Source organism: Phenylobacterium sp., from assembly GCF_024508875.1.
In the GTDB taxonomy this organism is placed as follows: Bacteria; Pseudomonadota; Alphaproteobacteria; order Caulobacterales; family Caulobacteraceae; genus Phenylobacterium.
The window spans coordinates 1-15,946 of sequence record NZ_JANINU010000353.1 but is presented as its reverse complement, the minus strand read 5'-3'; the positions used below and the strand labels follow the sequence as shown (position 1 = coordinate 15,946).

Annotated in this window: 13 protein-coding genes; 7 read left to right on the top strand and 6 right to left on the bottom strand. The window is 69.9% G+C overall.

Translation table 11 applies throughout. The features are described from left to right. Together Q0L11_RS23790 and Q0L11_RS23785 are read right to left on the bottom strand one after the other, a co-directional pair. Window positions 1-760 (bottom strand): beta-ketoacyl synthase N-terminal-like domain-containing protein (locus Q0L11_RS23790; protein WP_296600639.1); only part of this gene is annotated, 760 nt, incomplete at its 3' end. Window positions 761-880: 120 nt separating this feature from the next. Continuing rightward, the gene (locus tag Q0L11_RS23785) at window positions 881-1,384 is read right to left on the bottom strand and encodes a GAF domain-containing protein (protein WP_296600641.1); all 504 of its coding nucleotides are present in this window, start codon (window positions 1,382-1,384) and stop codon (window positions 881-883) included. Window positions 1,385-1,629: 245 nt separating this feature from the next. Between Q0L11_RS23785 and Q0L11_RS23780 the strand changes: the two genes are divergently transcribed. From Q0L11_RS23780 to Q0L11_RS23755, 6 genes are all read left to right on the top strand, one after another. Next, window positions 1,630-3,276: an MFS transporter gene (locus tag Q0L11_RS23780; RefSeq protein WP_296600637.1), complete on the top strand. Its 1,647-nt coding sequence runs from the start codon at window positions 1,630-1,632 to the stop codon at window positions 3,274-3,276. Continuing rightward, window positions 3,273-4,358: an HlyD family secretion protein gene (locus Q0L11_RS23775; protein ID WP_296600636.1), complete on the top strand. Its 1,086-nt coding sequence runs from the start codon at window positions 3,273-3,275 to the stop codon at window positions 4,356-4,358. The genes Q0L11_RS23780 and Q0L11_RS23775 overlap by 4 nt, the downstream gene beginning before the upstream one ends. Beyond that, window positions 4,358-5,731, top strand: a complete 1,374-nt coding sequence (locus Q0L11_RS23770) for an efflux transporter outer membrane subunit (protein ID WP_296600634.1) — start codon at window positions 4,358-4,360, stop codon at window positions 5,729-5,731. Before Q0L11_RS23775 ends, Q0L11_RS23770 begins: the two co-directional genes overlap by 1 nt. Window positions 5,732-5,810: 79 nt before the next feature. Further along, on the top strand, window positions 5,811-7,850 hold the full coding sequence (locus Q0L11_RS23765) for a S9 family peptidase (protein ID WP_296600633.1): 2,040 nt from the start codon (window positions 5,811-5,813) through the stop codon (window positions 7,848-7,850). A gap of 127 nt (window positions 7,851-7,977) precedes the next feature. Then, the gene (locus Q0L11_RS23760) at window positions 7,978-8,907 is read left to right on the top strand and encodes a hypothetical protein (RefSeq protein ID WP_296600631.1); all 930 of its coding nucleotides are present in this window, start codon (window positions 7,978-7,980) and stop codon (window positions 8,905-8,907) included. 169 nt (window positions 8,908-9,076) lie between these two features. Continuing rightward, window positions 9,077-9,508, top strand: coding sequence for a helix-turn-helix transcriptional regulator (locus Q0L11_RS23755; RefSeq protein ID WP_296600630.1), 432 nt, complete (start codon window positions 9,077-9,079; stop codon window positions 9,506-9,508). On the opposite strand, the gene Q0L11_RS23750 is transcribed toward Q0L11_RS23755, so the two are convergent. The 4 genes from Q0L11_RS23750 to Q0L11_RS23735 all read right to left on the bottom strand — a co-directional run bounded on the left by Q0L11_RS23750 (window position 9,505) and on the right by Q0L11_RS23735 (window position 14,544). Further along, on the bottom strand, window positions 9,505-10,035 hold the full coding sequence (locus tag Q0L11_RS23750) for a helix-turn-helix domain-containing protein (RefSeq protein ID WP_296600629.1): 531 nt from the start codon (window positions 10,033-10,035) through the stop codon (window positions 9,505-9,507). The two genes, Q0L11_RS23755 and Q0L11_RS23750, sit on opposite strands and share 4 nt — an antisense overlap. Before the next feature lie 54 nt (window positions 10,036-10,089). After that, window positions 10,090-11,637: a class I adenylate-forming enzyme family protein gene (locus Q0L11_RS23745; RefSeq protein WP_296600627.1), complete on the bottom strand. Its 1,548-nt coding sequence runs from the start codon at window positions 11,635-11,637 to the stop codon at window positions 10,090-10,092. Window positions 11,638-11,659: 22 nt separating this feature from the next. Beyond that, window positions 11,660-13,141 (bottom strand): MFS transporter, encoded by a 1,482-nt coding sequence (locus Q0L11_RS23740; RefSeq protein ID WP_296600626.1) that lies wholly within the window; start codon window positions 13,139-13,141, stop codon window positions 11,660-11,662. Window positions 13,142-13,290: 149 nt separating this feature from the next. Continuing rightward, window positions 13,291-14,544: a TetR/AcrR family transcriptional regulator gene (locus Q0L11_RS23735; RefSeq protein WP_296600624.1), complete on the bottom strand. Its 1,254-nt coding sequence runs from the start codon at window positions 14,542-14,544 to the stop codon at window positions 13,291-13,293. 105 nt (window positions 14,545-14,649) lie between these two features. Between Q0L11_RS23735 and Q0L11_RS23730 the strand changes: the two genes are divergently transcribed. Next, window positions 14,650-15,822 carry a CoA transferase gene (locus tag Q0L11_RS23730; RefSeq protein ID WP_296600623.1) on the top strand — a complete coding sequence of 391 codons (1,173 nt, stop codon included), beginning with the start codon at window positions 14,650-14,652 and terminating at the stop codon, window positions 15,820-15,822. Window positions 15,823-15,946 lie beyond the last annotated feature (124 nt).

Genomic DNA, 15,946 nt, shown 5'->3' with positions numbered 1-15,946 from the left:
CGCCCGAGGCGCCGTCGCAGATCTGGCTGGAGGTCGCCGCGGTGATCCGGCCGCCTTCGCGGAGCAGCTTCACGCCCTTCATGCCGTCGAGGCTCACGTCGAAGCGGATGCCCTCGTCGCTGTCGTGGCGGACGGTGTTGCCCTCGGCGTCCAGGCCGTCGATGGCCAGGATCTCGTCCTTGAAGGCGCCGCCCTGGGTGGCCGCGATGGCGCGCTGGTGGCTGTTGTAGCCGAACTCGTCGAGCTGGTCCTTCGTCAGGCCGTACTTCTCCGCGATCATCTCAGCGCCCATGAACTGGCTGAACTGGATGTTCGGGTAGCGCTCTTCCTGCTTCGGGCTCTTCGGGATGCCGAAGCCTTCCTTGGCGGGCAGCGAGACCGACAGGCCCATCGGCACGCGGGTCATGCTCTCGACGCCCGAGGCGATCACCACGTCCATCGTGCCGCTCATGACGGCCTGGGCGGCGAAGTGCAGAGCCTGTTGGGACGAGCCGCACTGACGATCCACCGAGGTCGCCGGCACGCTTTCCGGCAGGCGCGACGACAGGACGGCGTTGCGGGCGATGTTGGTCGACTGCTCGCCCACCTGCATGACGCAGCCCATGACGACGTCTTCGATCGCCGCCGGATCCACGCCAGTGCGGTCCAGCAGCTCGTTCAGGACCGCGCCGCCCAGGTCGGACGGGTGCCAACCGCGAACGCGACCACCTTTGCGGCCGCCCGCGGTGCGGGTGGCGGCGACGATATAGGCCTCGGCCATCTCATTGCTCCCAATGTCTTTCGCGCCGCCTTCGGCGCTTCGCACGGGCTTGTAGGCGGGCGCCCCAGCGTAAGACAACGGACGGTGACGCCGACGTCACGAAACGCCGGCGCCTGTCTCTCAGAAGGACTTTGAGAAGACCTGCGCCAGGATGCGCTCAAGCCATTCGCGATCGACGTCGTCGAAGGCGGCCGGCGTTTCGGAGTCCACATCGAACACCGCGATCAGCCGTCCGTCGGCGTCGAACACGGGCGCGACGATCTCGCTGGCCGAGCGGCTGTCGCAGGCGATGTGCCCGGGAAAGGCGTGGACGTCGGCCACCAACTGCGTCTGCCGGCTCGCCGCGGCCGCGCCGCAGACCCCGCGCCCGAAGGCGATGCGCATGCATCCCAGCGTGCCCTGGTAGGGACCGACGACCAACTCGTCGCCCTTGGCCTCGTCCACGACGTAGAAGCCGGTCCAGAAGTAGTGGGCGAAGCTGTTGGCCAGCATCGAGGCGACCGTCGCCATCCGCGCCACGCGGTTCGGCTCGCCCTCCAGCACCGAGGCGATCTCCCCGGCCACAGTAGCGTAGCGATCGGCTTTGTCGGCGGGCAGCGCCAGGTCGTTGAAGGCTTCGGCCATGGTGGTGATGTAGCGGGCGCCTTTCCGCACGGCCAGTCCCGCCGCGATCAAGCGGATGCGGGATGGCCCGACTTGTGTCTATCGTGACGCAAAGGAAGACAGCCGACGCCGCCCGCCGGCGTCATGACGGGACGCACGCCGCTGGCCGGGGCACCACGCGCGCTTGATGGGAATCGCCGTGTTCGCCAGGGAGCCTTGGCGACGCTGGAGAAGCACGCCTCACGTCCGGGCCCCAGGGTCGCCCCATGAGCCGCATACCCGCCGCGCCATCCCCCTACGAGTGCGCGCCGGAGGAGCGGCCGCTCTTCCCCGGCTCGCCCTATTCGCCCATGCACACCGGGCGGCGGCGGATCGCGTACGTCCTCGTGGCGGTGATGATGGCGCTGACGGCGACGCTCGGGAACGCGCTGGTCACCGTCAATCTCCCGAACCTCACCGGCGCGCTCGGCGTCTATACCGTGGAGGCCGGGCTGCTGCCGGCGGCGTACGTCGCGATGAACGCCTGCGCCAACCTGCTGCTGATCAAGGCGCGCCAGCAGTTCGGCATCCCGGCCATCACCCACACCCTGCTGATCGTCTATGCGGCGGCCTCGCTCGCCCAGCTTGTCCTGCCCGGCTTCGGCATGGCGCTGCTCGTGCGGGGGATCTCGGGCATGACCTCCGCCGGCCTGACCACCATGACCATCTACGCTCTGCTGCAGGCCGTCCCGCCGGACAAGCGGGCGGCGGCGCTGGTGGTGGGGATCAGCCTCGGCCAGTTCGGCCCCGTCCTGGCCCGCCTCGTGCCGGTCGAGATGCTCGCCCTCGGCGGATGGCATGGTCTCCACCTGATCGAGGCCGGGCTGGCGCTGGCCTCGCTGGCCGCCCTTCTGGCCATCCCCTTGCCGCCGAGCGACCGCAGCCCAGCGTTCGAGGGCCTCGACTTCGTGACCATCGCTCTCGCCGTTCCGGGCATCTCGCTCCTTTGCGCCGTGCTCGGCGTCGGCCGGTTGGCCTGGTGGACGGACACGCCCTGGCTGGGCGTGGCGCTCGCGGCGGCGCTTCCCATGCTGGCCGCCGCCCTGATGATCGAACACCATCGCGCCAGGCCGCTGTTCCACACGCGATGGGTCGCCACGCGCGACATCATGCGCTTCGCCATCGCCGCGGTGCTGCTCCGGCTGGCGCTGGCGGAGCAGACCTATGGCACCGTGGGCTTCCTGACCTCGATGGGACTGACCAACGATCAGTTGCGGGGCCTGTTCGCGGTCGTCCTGCTGGCCATGGTCGCGGGCCTGGCCGCCACGCTGCTGACCCTCACGCCCGATCGGATCGCCTACCTGGTCATCACCGCGGCCCTGCTGATCGCTCTGGGCGCCTGGCTGGACTCCCACGCCAACGACCTGACCCGGCCGGCGCAGCTCTTCGTCAGCCAGGCCCTGATCGGCTTCGGGACCATGCTCTTCATCGGACCGGCGCTCGCCTACGGCTTCCTGCGCATGCTGGAACAGGGGCCCAGCCACATCGTCACCTTCATCGTCCTGTTCAGCACGACGCAGAACATCGGCGGCCTGGCGGGCTCAGCCCTGCTCGGAAGCTATCAGGTGGAGTCGGCGCGGGCCCACGCTGTCGCCCTGGCCGAGCGTACGTTGCCGAGCGACCCGATCGTCGCGGCGCGGATCCAGGCGGGCGCCCAGGCCGTTTCCAGCGCCCTGCCCGATCCTGGGGCGCGGCAGGCGCACGGCGCCGGCGCGCTGGGCCAGGCGCTCGCGCGCGAGGCCAATGTCCTCGCCTTCAATGACGTCTTCCGCCTTGTGGCGATCGTCGCGGTGCTGGCGGCGCTCTACCTCGCGTACATCCGCATCTTCAACGTGATCCAGCGGCGGCGCGCCGCCCAGGGAGCCCCCTCATGACCGACGCCGCAGCCACCGCGCCTCGCCCAGCCTGGCGGCCGGAGCCGCGAAGGCCGTGGGTGATCCCGGTCGTGGCCGGTCTCGTCCTGGCGGCCGCGCTGGCCATGCTCGCGGCCTGGGGCCTGCCGCCGTTCGGCGGCGGCGCCGTGACGACCGAGAACGCCTACGTGCGCGGCCGCACCACCGTGATCGCGCCGCAGGTCAGCGGCTATGTCACCGACGTTCCGGTTCACGACTACGATACGGTGTCCGCCGGCCAGGTGCTGGTGCGGATCGACGACCGGATCTACTCGGCCCGCGTCGCGCAGGCGCGCGCCAACCTGGCGGCCGCCGAGACCAACCTCGCGAACGCCGCCCAGGCCAAGGCCGCCCGCGCCGCCGGGGTCCAGGGCCAATCGGCGAACCTCGCCAACGCCCAGGCCCAGCTCCTGCGCGCCCGGGCCGACATGGCCCGCGCCAACGACCTGGTCCGTGACGGCTCGATCTCGATCCGCGAGCGTGACCAGACCCTCGCCGCCTTGCGCGCCGCCGAGGCCGGCGTGCGCCAGGCCCAGGCGGCCGGCGAGATCTCGCGCCAGGACCTGCGCACCGTCGAGGTCAGCGCCGGCGGTCTCCAGGCCCAGGTCGAAGCCGCCAAGGCCCAGCTCCGCCTTGCCGAGATCGACCTCGACAACACCAAGGTCCGCGCCCCGGAGTCCGGGCAGCTCGGCGAGGTCGGCGTGCGCCTCGGACAGTATGTCACCAACGGCGTCCAGCTCGTCTCCCTGGTGCCGCCCGAGCGGTGGGTGATCGCCAACTTCAAGGAGGCCCAGACGCGCGGCGTCACGCCGGGCCAGCGCGCGATATTGCGGGTGGACGCATTGGGCGGCGCCAAGCTGGAGGGCCACGTGGAGCGAATGTCCCCCGCCGCGGGCCAGGAGTTCGCGGTGCTGAAGCCGGACAACGCCACCGGCAATTTCGTGAAGGTCCCACAGCGCATCGGCGTCAGGATTTCCATCGATCCCGGCCAGCCACTCGCCGCCGCCCTGCGCCCAGGCATGTCGGTGGAAGCGCGGGTCTATCGCACCCGGAGCGGTTCGTGATGCGGCGAGCCTGTCTGCTGGCGCTCGTCGCGCTGAGCGCCTGCGCCGGGCCGCGCACGCCGGCCCCGACCGCCGCGGCCGTGCAGGCGCCTCCGGCATGGCGCGCGGCGCAGGCGGCGGAGGCCAAGGTCGACGCGGCGTGGTGGCAGGCGTTCGCGGATCCCGCGCTCACGGAAGTCGTCGAGACGGCGCTGGCCCGGAACACCGACCTCGCCATCGCCGCGGCGCGGGTCGAGGAGGCGCGCGCCCAGTATCGACTGGCCGAGGCGCAGCGCCTGCCCAATATCGTCTTCGCCGGCGGAGGCGGGCGCCAGCGCGACGTCAGCCCGTTCGGGACGCCACGGGTCCAGACCGCCGGCCAGGCGCAGCTCTCGGCCAGCTACGACGCCGACCTTTTTGGCCGCCTGGCCAACGCCAGCGCCGCCGCTCGCGCCGCGCTGCTCGCGACCGAGGCCGGCCATGACAGCGTCCGACTGGCCGTCGCCGCGACGGCCGCCAGCGGCTACGTGAACCTGCGCGCCCTCGATGCGCGCCTCGCCGTCCTGCGCGACACGCTGAAGGCGCGAGAGGAGTCTCTCTACCTGACCCGGCGCCGGTCGGAGGCCGGCTACAGCCCGCGCCTCGACCTCGACCAGGCCGAGGCGGAGTACCGCGCCGCCGAGCAACTGATCCCGGTCACTGAGGCGGCCATTGCGCGCCAGGAGAACGGCCTCTCGGTGCTGCTGGGCGACAACCCGCGCACGATCGCCCGCGGCCGGCCGCTCGCCGAGATCGCCGCGCCCGAGGTGTCCGCCGGCCTTCCGTCCAGCCTGCTCCGGCGTCGGCCGGATCTGGCGTCAGCCGAGCAGCAGGTGGTGGCCGCCGACCGGGCTCTCGACTCGGTCCGCGCCGCCTTCCTGCCCAGCGTCCAGCTCACCGCGGCGGGCGGCTACGTGGACTCGACACTGCTGAGCGATCCGATCCGCATCTATTCGCTGGGCGGCAGCGTGCTGCAGCCGATCCTCGACAGCGGACGGCTGAAGGCGCAGCAGGGCATCGCGGTCGCCCGCCGCGACCAGGCCGCCTTCGCCTATCGCAAGGCGGCGCTCACCGCATTCCGCGAGGTCGAGGACGCCCTGGCGGCCGCTGAGGCGGCGCGCGCGCAGACGGGCGTGCTCGAGGCCCAGCGCGCCGCACAGGCCGAGGCCCTGCGGCTGGCCACCAACCGCTACCGTGCCGGCTATTCGCCCTACTACGAACAGCTCGACGCGCAGCGCGGCCTGCTCGGGGCGGACCTGGCGCTGGTGCAGTCGCGAGCCGACCGCCTGAACGCCCTGATCGCCCTGTACCAAAGCGCCGGCGGCGGATGGGACGCGCCGCCGGCGCGCCGCTAACGCGGTTCTGCTTCGGGCACTGGACAAACCCCCGTCGCCCGCCTTTCCTGCGCGGCCTGTTCTGGTTCGGGAGTGCGGGATGCGGCTGGCGGCTATGGCGGCGGTGGTGGTTCTGGCGACGGCGGGCGCCGTCTCTGCCCAGGTGGCGGAGGGACCGTCGCGGACCTTCGGCGCTCGCGACCTTTTCGGCCTGCAGATGGCGACCGATCCCCAGGTGCGGCCCGATGGCGGCGCGGTGGCTTATGTCCGCGCCTCCAACGACATCATGTCGGACCGGGCGCGCCGCTCGATCTGGCTGGTGGACAGCGCCACCGGCGCGCAGACCCCGCTCGTGGTGGACGACGCGTCGAACCTGGCGCCGCGGTGGTCGCCGGACGGATCGCGCCTCGCCTATGTGGCGGCCGGCCCGAACGGAGCCGAGCTCTACGTGCGCTGGATCGCCTCGGGCCGCTCGGCGAAGGTGGCCAGCCTGGAGCAGGCGCCGAACGACATCGCATGGTCGCCCGATGGGAAGACCCTAGCCTTCACCATGCTGACTCTCGACGAAGGCAAGCCGCTGGCGCCGTCGATCCGCAAGCCCGAGGGCGCGAAGTGGGCCGAGCCGCTGAAGGTCATCGACCGCGTGACCTATCGTGCGGACGGGGAAGGGTTTCTGAAGCCGGGTTATCGACATCTCTTCGTCGTCTCGGCGGACGGTGGCCAGCCGCGCCAGATCACCTTCGGCAAGTTCGACGACGCCGGGCCGATCGACTTCAGCCATGACGGGAAGGCGGTGGTCTTCTCCACCAACCGCGCCGAGAACTGGGAGCGCGATCCCCAGGAAGCCGAGATCTACGCCGTCGACGTCGCAAGTGGCGCCCTCAGCCGCCTGACCAACCGGGTCGGCCCCGACGGGGCCCCGGTCGTCTCGCCGGACGGTTCGAAGATCGCCTACGTCGGCTACGACGACGCCCGGAAGCGCGGCTACGAGAACCTGCGCCTGTATGTGATGGACCGCGACGGCAGGAACGGCCGCGTGCTCACCGGCGGCCTGGACCGCAGCGTCAGCGCGCCGCAGTGGGCCGCCGACGGCAAGAGCCTCTACGTCTCGTACGAGGATCTCGGCGTCACCAAAATGGCGCGGGTCGGGTTGGACGGTAAGGTCGAGACGTTGTTCTCGGGCCTCGGCGGCGGCGGCCTGGACCGTCCCTACACCGGCGGAAGCTTCTCCGTCGGCCGCAACGGCGTCATCGCGTTCACCGACGCCGATACCGCGCGGCCGTCCGACCTCGCGATCTGGAAGGGCGGCAAGGTCCAGCGGGCGACCCAGCTCAACGCCGATCTGCTAACCGGCAAGACGCTGGCGAAGGTCGAGCCGCTGCCGGTGACCTCGAGCTACGACAAGAAGCCCATCGGCGCGTGGATCGCCTATCCGCCGAACTTCGATCCGTCGAAGAAGTACCCGCTGATCCTGGAGATTCACGGCGGCCCCTTCTCCGCCTACGGCCCCAGCTTCGCCACCGACGTGCAGCTCTACGCGGCGGCCGGCTACATCGTGGTCTATTCGAATCCCCGCGGATCCACGTCTTACGGCGAGGCCTTCGCCAACGAAATCGACCGCAACTATCCCAGCCACGACTACGACGACCTGATGAGCGTGGTGGACGCCGCGATCGCCAAGGGCGTCGTGGACGACAAGCGCCTGTACGTCACCGGCGGCTCGGGCGGCGGCGCACTGACCGCCTGGATCGTCGGCAAGACCGACCGCTTCCGCGCGGCGGCCACCCAGAAGCCGGTGATCAACTGGACCAGCGAGGTGCTGACCACGGACGGCTACAACTTCATGGCCGCCTACTGGTTCGGGAAGATGCCCTGGGAGGATCCGCAGGGCTACTGGGCCCGCTCGCCCCTGAGCCTCGTCGGCAACGTCAAGACGCCGACGCTGGTGGTGGTGGGCGAACAGGACGACCGGACGCCGCCGTCCGAGGCCGACCAGTACTTCGCGGCCCTGCAACTCCGCGGCGTGCCGACTGCCCTGGTCCGCGTGCCCGGCGCCAGCCACGGCGGCATCGCGGCGCGACCGTCGCAGTCGGCGGCGAAGGCGGGCGCGATCCTAGCGTGGTTCGAGCGCTACAAGTGACGGCGCCAGGAAGCAGCTTGCCGCGCGGCAGCGCAGCCGGATAACATGGTTTATCAACGCTTGTGACGGAGTCGGGGGGGCGCAAGGGCTGGGCGTGACGCGGGAAGCTCCCAACAGCAGCATCCGCGTGGCGGCGCGCCTGGCGAATGGGTTCGCTCTCGACCTCGTGAGATTGGGCGGGTTCGGCCGTGACGTGATCGATGGCCTGCTGCTGGTGGCGATCAGCCAGGCCAACGTCGCCCAGATCACCCGCAATCCGGAACTGCAGCGGACCTACGCCACGCTGGATCAGCCGCCTCCCGACGAGATCCGCCGGCCGGTCAGTGTCAGCGCGATCGCCAATTCGCTGCGCCTGCCGTTCGAGACGGTCCGCCGCAGGATCGCGGCCCTCGTCGAACACGATGTTATTAAGCCGGCTCGCCGCGGCGTCATCATTCCGACCGCGCCGCTGGACTCCCCCTTCTACCGCATGGGGGCTGAGGCGAACTATTCGTTGGTCCGCAACCTCTACTTCCGTCTTCGCGGCGTCGGGCTGCTAGACGACCTGCCGCAATCCAGCGGCCCGCCCTTCGCGCCCGACCGCCCCCCCGTGCGCCTCGTTATTCGCCTCTCGTCCGATTACCTGCTGCGCCTCGCCGAACCCGTGACCCAGTACATGGGCGATCTCGTCACCGGCCTGCTGCTCATGGACGTCATTCATGCCAACACCGAGCACCTGCCGGACACCGAGGGCGGCGACGCCGCGGCGGGTTGGGAGGTCAACGCGTTCGTCCGCGACGATATTCGCAAGCCGGTGCGCCCCGCGACGCTGTCCGAGCGCCTAGGCATCCCGCAAGAGACGGTGCGACGGCATCTGCAACGGCTACTCGACGCCGACCGATGCGAACGAAAGGAGGACGGCTATATCGTTCCGGGCCGCGTCTTGGCGCGCCCGCCGTTCGTCCAGTTCATGCTGGACAATCAGTCGCACCTGCATCGGTTGTACACGGCGCTGTCGGATTTCGGCGTTCTCGCCGAGTGGGAAAGGGAGGTCGTAGCGCTTCGCGGGGCAGCCTGACCGAAACGGGAACGCGGGGCGCCCCCAAAATGGGTAGGCGTCCGTTTCCAAGCTCGGCCGCGCTGCCTCAACTTATGGACGTACCTCGGGGGAGGTACGGGCGCGGGGGCCGCACCATCGGGGGGTGGCGCGGTCCCCGCATCACCGAGTCGGGGAAATGACGAAGCCATTGGAACGAGAGCTTGAGGGCGCGCCGATCAACGGCGACGCCGAGACCGTACGGGGCGACGGTCCCCACCCGGTCGATCGCCATGTGGGCCTGCGCATCCGCATGCGCCGCAAGGAAATGGGCGTGAGCCAGGAGCGTCTCGCGGAGTCGCTCGGCATCACTTTCCAGCAGGTCCAGAAGTACGAGCGGGGCGCCAACCGTGTCAGCGCCTCCAAGCTCTGGGAGATCGCCGCGGCCCTGAAGACGCCGGTGGCCTATTTCTACGACGGCCTTGGCGACCAGGAGGCTCTCGCGGCCCAGCGGGACTCCGCCCAGGAGTTCATGCTGTCCACCGAAGGCATCGAGCTGATGGCGGCCTTCCCGCGCATCGCCGAGCCGGCGATCCGCCGCAAGATCGTGGAACTGGTCCGCGTGGTCGCCGACGAAATCTAGCCCGCAGCGTCGCGGGCCAGCGCCCGCGCCGCCTCGTTCTTCGCGACGACGGCGAGGTAAGCTGTCTGCAGCTCCTCGAGCACCGAACGACCCTCACCGGTCGCGCCAAGGTGGATCCGGCGCAGCTCGTCCATGAACGCGTCCCACATCGACGGGCCGCCCTCCTCCAGCAGTTGCGCGCGGATCGACAGTTCTTCGCTCACCGACAGGTGCCGGCGGCCCCAGGCGCCGACCAGAGCCATCACCGGCACAAGCTGGATCGCCTTCTCCGTCAGGCTGTAGATGGCCTTCTGCTTGTGGGTCGGATCATCGGCCCGGGTAATCATGCCCTGGGCCATCAGCCGCTTCAGCCGGTCGGCCAGGATGTTGGAGGCGATCCCCTCCTCCGACTTGCCGAGCAGTTCGCGGAAGTGCCGCCGATTGCCGAACATCATGTCGCGCAGCACCAGCAGACTCCACCTGTCGCCCAGGATCTCGAGCGTCAGGTTTATGGGGCACCCGGAGCGGATGGCATGTGACTCGGCCATGACCGCTTGCAAAGTAATACTGGTTAGCGCGGAGACAATGGTTTTCGCCGCGGTCTAAGCCGCAGCGTGTGTCTTGTAGCCGTCGCGGAGCTCGCGCTTCAGCACCTTGCCGATGTGGCTGCGCGGCAGGGCTTCGACTAGCCGGACGTCCGCCAAGCGCTGGGTCTTGCCGACACGGCCGTTGACGAAGGCCTTCACCTCCTCGGCGGTCGCGCTCGCCCCCGGCTTCAGCGCGACGAAGGCCACGGGCGTCTCGCCCCAGGCGTCGGACGGCACGCCCACCACCGCAGCCTCCACCACCGCCGGATGCTGGGACAGCTCGGCCTCCAGGTCACTCGGATAGATGTTGAAGCCGCCCGAAATGATCATGTCCTTCTTGCGGTCCATGAGCGTCAGGAAGCCGTCTTCATCGAAGCGGCCCACGTCGCCCGTGCGGATGAAGCGCAGGCCGTCGGGGCTGTACCATTCGGCTTCGGACGTCTTGCCGGGCTGGTTGTGATAGCCGACCATCATCGCGCCGGAACGGCCGACGACTTCGCCGATCTCCCCCTGGGCGACTTCCTTGCCGTCCTCGCCGATCAGGCGGATGTCGTGGCCCGGCAAAGGTCGGCCGACCGTGTGAAGCTTGTCCGGGAACTCGTGGGCCTGCAGCCCGCAAGAGCCGCCGCCCTCGGTCATCCCGTAGAACTCGACGAGGCCGCCGGGCCAGCGGTCCAGAACCTGGCGCTTCAGCTCGGCCGAGAACGGCGCCGAAGTGGCGAATTTCATCCTGTAGGACGACAGGTCGTAGCGGTCGAAGTCGGTATATTCCATAAGCCGGCGGTACTGGACCGGCACCAGCATGGCATGGGTGGCGCGGTTCTTCTCCGACAGTTCCAGGAACGACTTCACGTCGAACTTGGGCATCAGCACCGCCGTGCCGCCATTCGAGATCGTCGGCAGGTACGAGACCAGCGTGGTGTTCGAGTAGAGCGGCGTCGAGATCATCGTCACCGCGTCGGCCGGATAGACCCCGCGGCGGATCTGGCCCCAGCGCATTCGGTGCGGCTGGACGATGCCCTTTGGGGCGCCCGTCGTGCCCGACGAGTAGATGATGTTGAAGCCCTGGTCGGGATCGACCCGATGCAGTTCCGGCTTCGCGCCTTCGGGCGCCAGCCATTGCTCGAAGGGGACACCGGCGTCCGAGCCGTCCAGCGACACGCGCTTGGCCTTCACCTGGTCGATCACGCCGGCCATGTGTTGGGCGAGCTGGGCGTCAAGGAAGAAGACCTTCGCGCCGCTGTCCTCAAGCTGGACGACCAGGCTCTCGGGCGTGGACGACGGAGCCAGCGGCGCGACCGTGGCGGCGGCGCGCAGGATGCCGAAGAACGTCGCGCCGTACTCGGCCGAGGTGGTGGCGCAGATGGCGGCGACGTCGGCCCTGCCCACGCCGTCGCGCTGCAGCGCCGCCGCGATGCGGTCCATCAAGGCGTCCAGCTCGGCGTAGCTGATGGTGCGTTTGGCGTCGACCAGCGCCGGCTTGTCGCGATGCTCGGCCGCCTGGGCGCGGATGATGTCGGCGATCGTCCCGAAATCCTGGGACAGCAGCTCTTCGGCGGTCACGAACAAACTCCTGGTCGGAAGATCAGTCCAGCCTGGACTGGCTGGCGGCCGGCTCGCCCTCCTGCGCCAGGTCCGCCGCGGCGGCGAGCTTGCGCAGGGTCTCCATGTGGCTGGCGCGGGTGATGCCGTAGCCGGTGAGCAGCAGGGCCGCCGTGCCGTAGAGTACGAGCTGGGTCGGGGCGTAGACCGTCCCCAGTGCGCGCACGACCTCGTCCGGCACCGAGCCGGGCTTCGCGCCGGTCGGGAAGTGGACGGCCGAGACGATCAGGCCGGCGGTGAAGATGCCGAGGCCGGTGGTCGACTTGTTGGCGAAGGCGATAGCCGCGAAGAACAGGCCTTCCTGACGACGGCCGGTCTTCAGTTCGGCGTCCTCCACGACGTCGGCGATCATCGAGGAGAACAGGATATTCGCGCACACGCCGATGCCGACATAGAGGATGTTGGTGACGAAGATCGTGCCGAAGATCAGCGGCGAGTCGTTGGCGGGGAACGCGCCGAGCAGGCGCAGGACGATCGGGCCGACGCCGAAGGCCACACCCGTGGGGATCAGCACCATCGCCACCGGCTTCTTGTCGAAGCGCCGGGCGAGCCGCGGCGCGATCAGGAACGCCAGCACCGCCGCGGTCAGACTGGACAGGCTGAACGCGGCGATCTCGGCCGAGCTGAACTCCCAGAAGTAGGTGGAGAAGTAGAGCGTGGTGGCGAAGCCCAGGCCGATGCCGGCGTAGAGGAAGAAGCCCGCGGCCAGGATCATCAGGAAGTTGCGGTTGTTCATCGTGCCGACCATCTCGCGGGCGAGGCGGCCGAACGTGACACGTTCCTGGGGCGGCGCGCGCAGGTGGGGGATCTGCCGGTGGGTCCCGAGCGAGGTCACCAGGATCGCGAACAGCATCAGGCCGGCGGCGAACAGGCCATGGTGCGCGTAGCCTGCCGGATTGAGCTGGCCGACCGGGTATTCCGCGGTCGGCTTCAGGAACACGGCGGTCGTCACGCCGTAGGCGACCAGGCCGCCGGCCCACCCGAACAGGTAGCGGTAGCTGAGCAGCCGCGTGCGTTCGTCGTATTCCGTGGTCAGCTCCGCGGCGAGCGCGGCGGACGGAATCTCGTAGCAACTGATGAAGGTGCGGATCAGGACCGCGACGGCGACGAGGTAGGCCACCTGCGCCGGCTGGGTCCAGCCGAGCGGCGGGTTCCAGAGCAGCACGTACGACAGCGCCACCGGGATCGCCGCGCCGTACATCCAGGGGTGCCGGCGGCCCCACTTCGAGCGGGTGTTGTCCGACAGTTGGCCGACAATGGGATCGATGAACGCGTCGAGGATCAGGGCGACCATGATCGCCAGGCCCACGGTCTGGGCAGGTAGGCCGACGACCTGGGCGTAGAAGAAGGCCAGGAAGTAGGAGAAGCCGTTGTCCTTCACCCCGAAGGCGACCGAGCCGAAGCCGTAGAAGAGCCGGGTCGAGAGGCTCAGGCGGCGGGCGTGGGTCGGGGTGTCAGCGGGCAAGGGCCATCCTCCGTCTGGCGCGCGGCTTCGCCGTCTTCTGATGCGGCTGGAACCTGGGGTAGGCGTCCCGCTGCGTCAACCTGTTTGAGCGGGCGGTACGCTCGCGTCGCAAGGCGCGCACGGCAGCCACGTTGAGCTTCCGGTATCGCTCAGCTTGCGGCCGGAGACACCAGCCCCTCGAACAGGGGCCGCACGTAGTGCTCGACGGCCGCCTTGGGGGCCATGCCAGGCGTCCAGAAGTGGAGCTCGGCGGCGGCGTTGATGGCGGTGCTGATGATCTGGGAGGCGATGTTCACGTCGACGGGCGCGATGGAGCCATCGGCGATGCCGTCGCAGAGGATCGAGGCGAAGCGGTAGGAGAGCCGGTTGAAGCGCTGCATGAGCGCCGGCCGCAGGGTCTCGGGCACGGCGGTGAGGGCCGACGTTCGGAGCAGAGGCGCCTCGCCGGTGATCTGGTGCTCGATCAGTGCGGCGACCACCGAGGCCAGGATCTCCAGCCCCGAGCCGCCGGCGGCCTCGGCGGCGTGGATGGCGCGCCACATCAGGTCGAAGGTGCGCTCGAAGCAGGCGACGACCAGTTCGTCCTTGGCGTGGTTGTGGTGGTAGAAGGCGCCCTTGCTGACGTTCAGCCGCGCCGAAATCCGCTCGACCGAGGCGCCGTGGTAGCCCTCCTCGTTGATCAGGCAGGTGGCGGCCTTGAGGAACATCTCGGACGAGGCGCTGGACGGCGCGTCCTGGCCGGTCAGCTTGAGCGGCGTGAGCTTCGGCCAGGCCGCGCCCCGGGCCACGAGCCCATGGGTCAGGATCGAGGCGATGCGGTCGGCCGTGCGCGGATAGTCGGCGACCTCGACCTGGTGCTGCCAGGCGACGATCCAGAACGTCTCGCTGAGCAGCATGTGGGCGCGGGCGTTGCGATGCAGGCGCGGCAGCGCGTCCCGGCCGGGCAGCAGATCGCGGAAGCTGCGGAACATGTCGACGTAGACCGCGTCGACCGTAGGGGAATTCAGGGCCCGGACGTCGTTGAACACCGGCAGCGGATCGGCCTCGCCCTGGCCGACCCGGCGGGAATAGTCGAACCAGGCGTGGAAGAAGGCCGACAGCCGGGCCTCGACCGTGGCCTCGCCGGCCGCGGCGGCGATCAGGGCCTCGTAGGCCTCGACGCCCTTCATGAAGGCGGCGGCGGCCAGTTCCTCCTTGTTTCGGAAGTAGTAGATGACGCCGGTCGGCACGAGGTCGAGGCGCGCGGCGACGTCGCCCAGGGTCATGCCGCGGACGCCCTTGCGGTTCATCTCCTCCACCGCCGAGCGGACGATGGCGTTGCGCTTGGCCTCGTAGCGGCGCGTGGGCTGGCGCCCGCCGGCCTGACTGTTCGACGAGGCCCCACCGTCGACTGTCATCCCCATGTCGGGAATCATACCGGACTTCCGATCGCGCCTCCATGACCCCTGACGTGACGTCAGTTGTGGCAAGCCCCGAGTGGCGCTTAGGTTTCGCCAGGAGGACACGCCATGCTGCTCGAAGGCCTGAAGGTGGTGGAGATGGCCACCTGGGTGGCGGGGCCCAGCGCCGCGGCGGTGCTGGCCGACTGGGGCGCTGACGTGGTCAAGGTGGAGAGCCCGATCGGCGACGCCACGCGGGTCTACTATCCCGACACGGCCGAGCAGCCGGGCAATCCGGTCTTCACCAACGAAAACCGCGGCAAGAAGGGCGTGATGCTGGACATCTCGCGCCCCGAAGGCCGGGCGGCGCTGAAGGCGCTGCTGGCGCAGGCCGACGTCTTCGTCACCAACGTGCGGCCCGGCTCGATGAAGCGGATGGGCCTGGACTACGACAGCCTGAAGGCCGAGTTCCCGACGCTGATCTACGCGGCGGTGACGGGCTACGGGCTGGTGGGCCCCGAGGCCGACACGCCGGCCTTCGACATGACCGCCTTCTGGACGCGTTCGGGCGTGGCCCACGCCACCATCCCGCCCGACCAGGAGCCGTTCGCCTCGCGCCCCGGTTTCGGCGACCACGTGACCGCCCTGGCGACGGTGTCGGGGGTGCTGGCGGCGCTGCATGAGCGGCACGCCACCGGCAAGGGCCGGCTGGTGGAGACCAGCCTGCTGCGCGCGGGCGCCTATGCGATCAGTTGGGACCTGGCGATCCAGCTCCGCCACGGCGAGGTGGTCACGGCCCAGCCGCGGCGCGAGCGGCCGGGGCCGATCTCGGGCTTCTTCCGGACGAAGGACGACCGCTGGCTGCTGCTGCTGCCGCGGACCAACGAGTGCTTCACCCAACTGATGATCGCCCTGGACCGGCCGGAACTGCTGGCCGAGCCGCGCTACGAATGGCCGGTGACCGACATGGACACGGTGCGCGAGGTGCGCGCCCTGGTGGACGAGGCCTTCGCCCAGGTGACCCTGGCGGAGGTGGGCGAGCGGCTGACGGCCGCGGACCTGGCCTGGGCGCCGATGGGCACCCTGGCCGAGCTGGCGGAGGCGCAATACGCCGAGGACGCCGGCTGCTTCGAGCGGGTGGACGACGGCTGGGGCCAGGTGTTCCGCCTGCCCGCCTCGCCGGTGCGGTTCCCGGAAGGCGCGCCCAAGGTGAGCCGCCCGGCGCCGAAGCTGGGTGAGCATACGCGCGAGGTCCTGGAGGCCGCGGGCCTGACGGCCGATGAGATCGCGTCGGTGATGTAGGCGCGCGTTCGCGCCGTCGGGGCGCGACGGTTTCAGAGGGTGGTGGGTGTGACCCCCTCCGCCTTCGGCACCTCCCCCTCCGAGCCGCAAGGCGGCTCGGCCCCCCTCGCTTCGCGATCCACCC

Bases quoted from the DNA above. Each gene is read 5' to 3' on its own strand.
- Q0L11_RS23785 (WP_296600641.1), bottom strand. From the start codon at position 1,384: ATGGCCGAAGCCTTCAACGACCTGGCGCTGCCCGCCGACAAAGCCGAT.
- Q0L11_RS23780 (WP_296600637.1), top strand. From the start codon at position 1,630: ATGAGCCGCATACCCGCCGCGCCATCCCCCTACGAGTGCGCGCCGGAG.
- Q0L11_RS23775 (WP_296600636.1), top strand. From the start codon at position 3,273: ATGACCGACGCCGCAGCCACCGCGCCTCGCCCAGCCTGGCGGCCGGAG.
- Q0L11_RS23770 (WP_296600634.1), top strand. From the start codon at position 4,358: ATGCGGCGAGCCTGTCTGCTGGCGCTCGTCGCGCTGAGCGCCTGCGCC.
- Q0L11_RS23765 (WP_296600633.1), top strand. From the start codon at position 5,811: ATGCGGCTGGCGGCTATGGCGGCGGTGGTGGTTCTGGCGACGGCGGGC.
- Q0L11_RS23750 (WP_296600629.1), bottom strand. From the start codon at position 10,035: ATGGCCGAGTCACATGCCATCCGCTCCGGGTGCCCCATAAACCTGACG.
- Q0L11_RS23735 (WP_296600624.1), bottom strand. From the start codon at position 14,544: ATGGGGATGACAGTCGACGGTGGGGCCTCGTCGAACAGTCAGGCCGGC.
- Q0L11_RS23730 (WP_296600623.1), top strand. From the start codon at position 14,650: ATGCTGCTCGAAGGCCTGAAGGTGGTGGAGATGGCCACCTGGGTGGCG.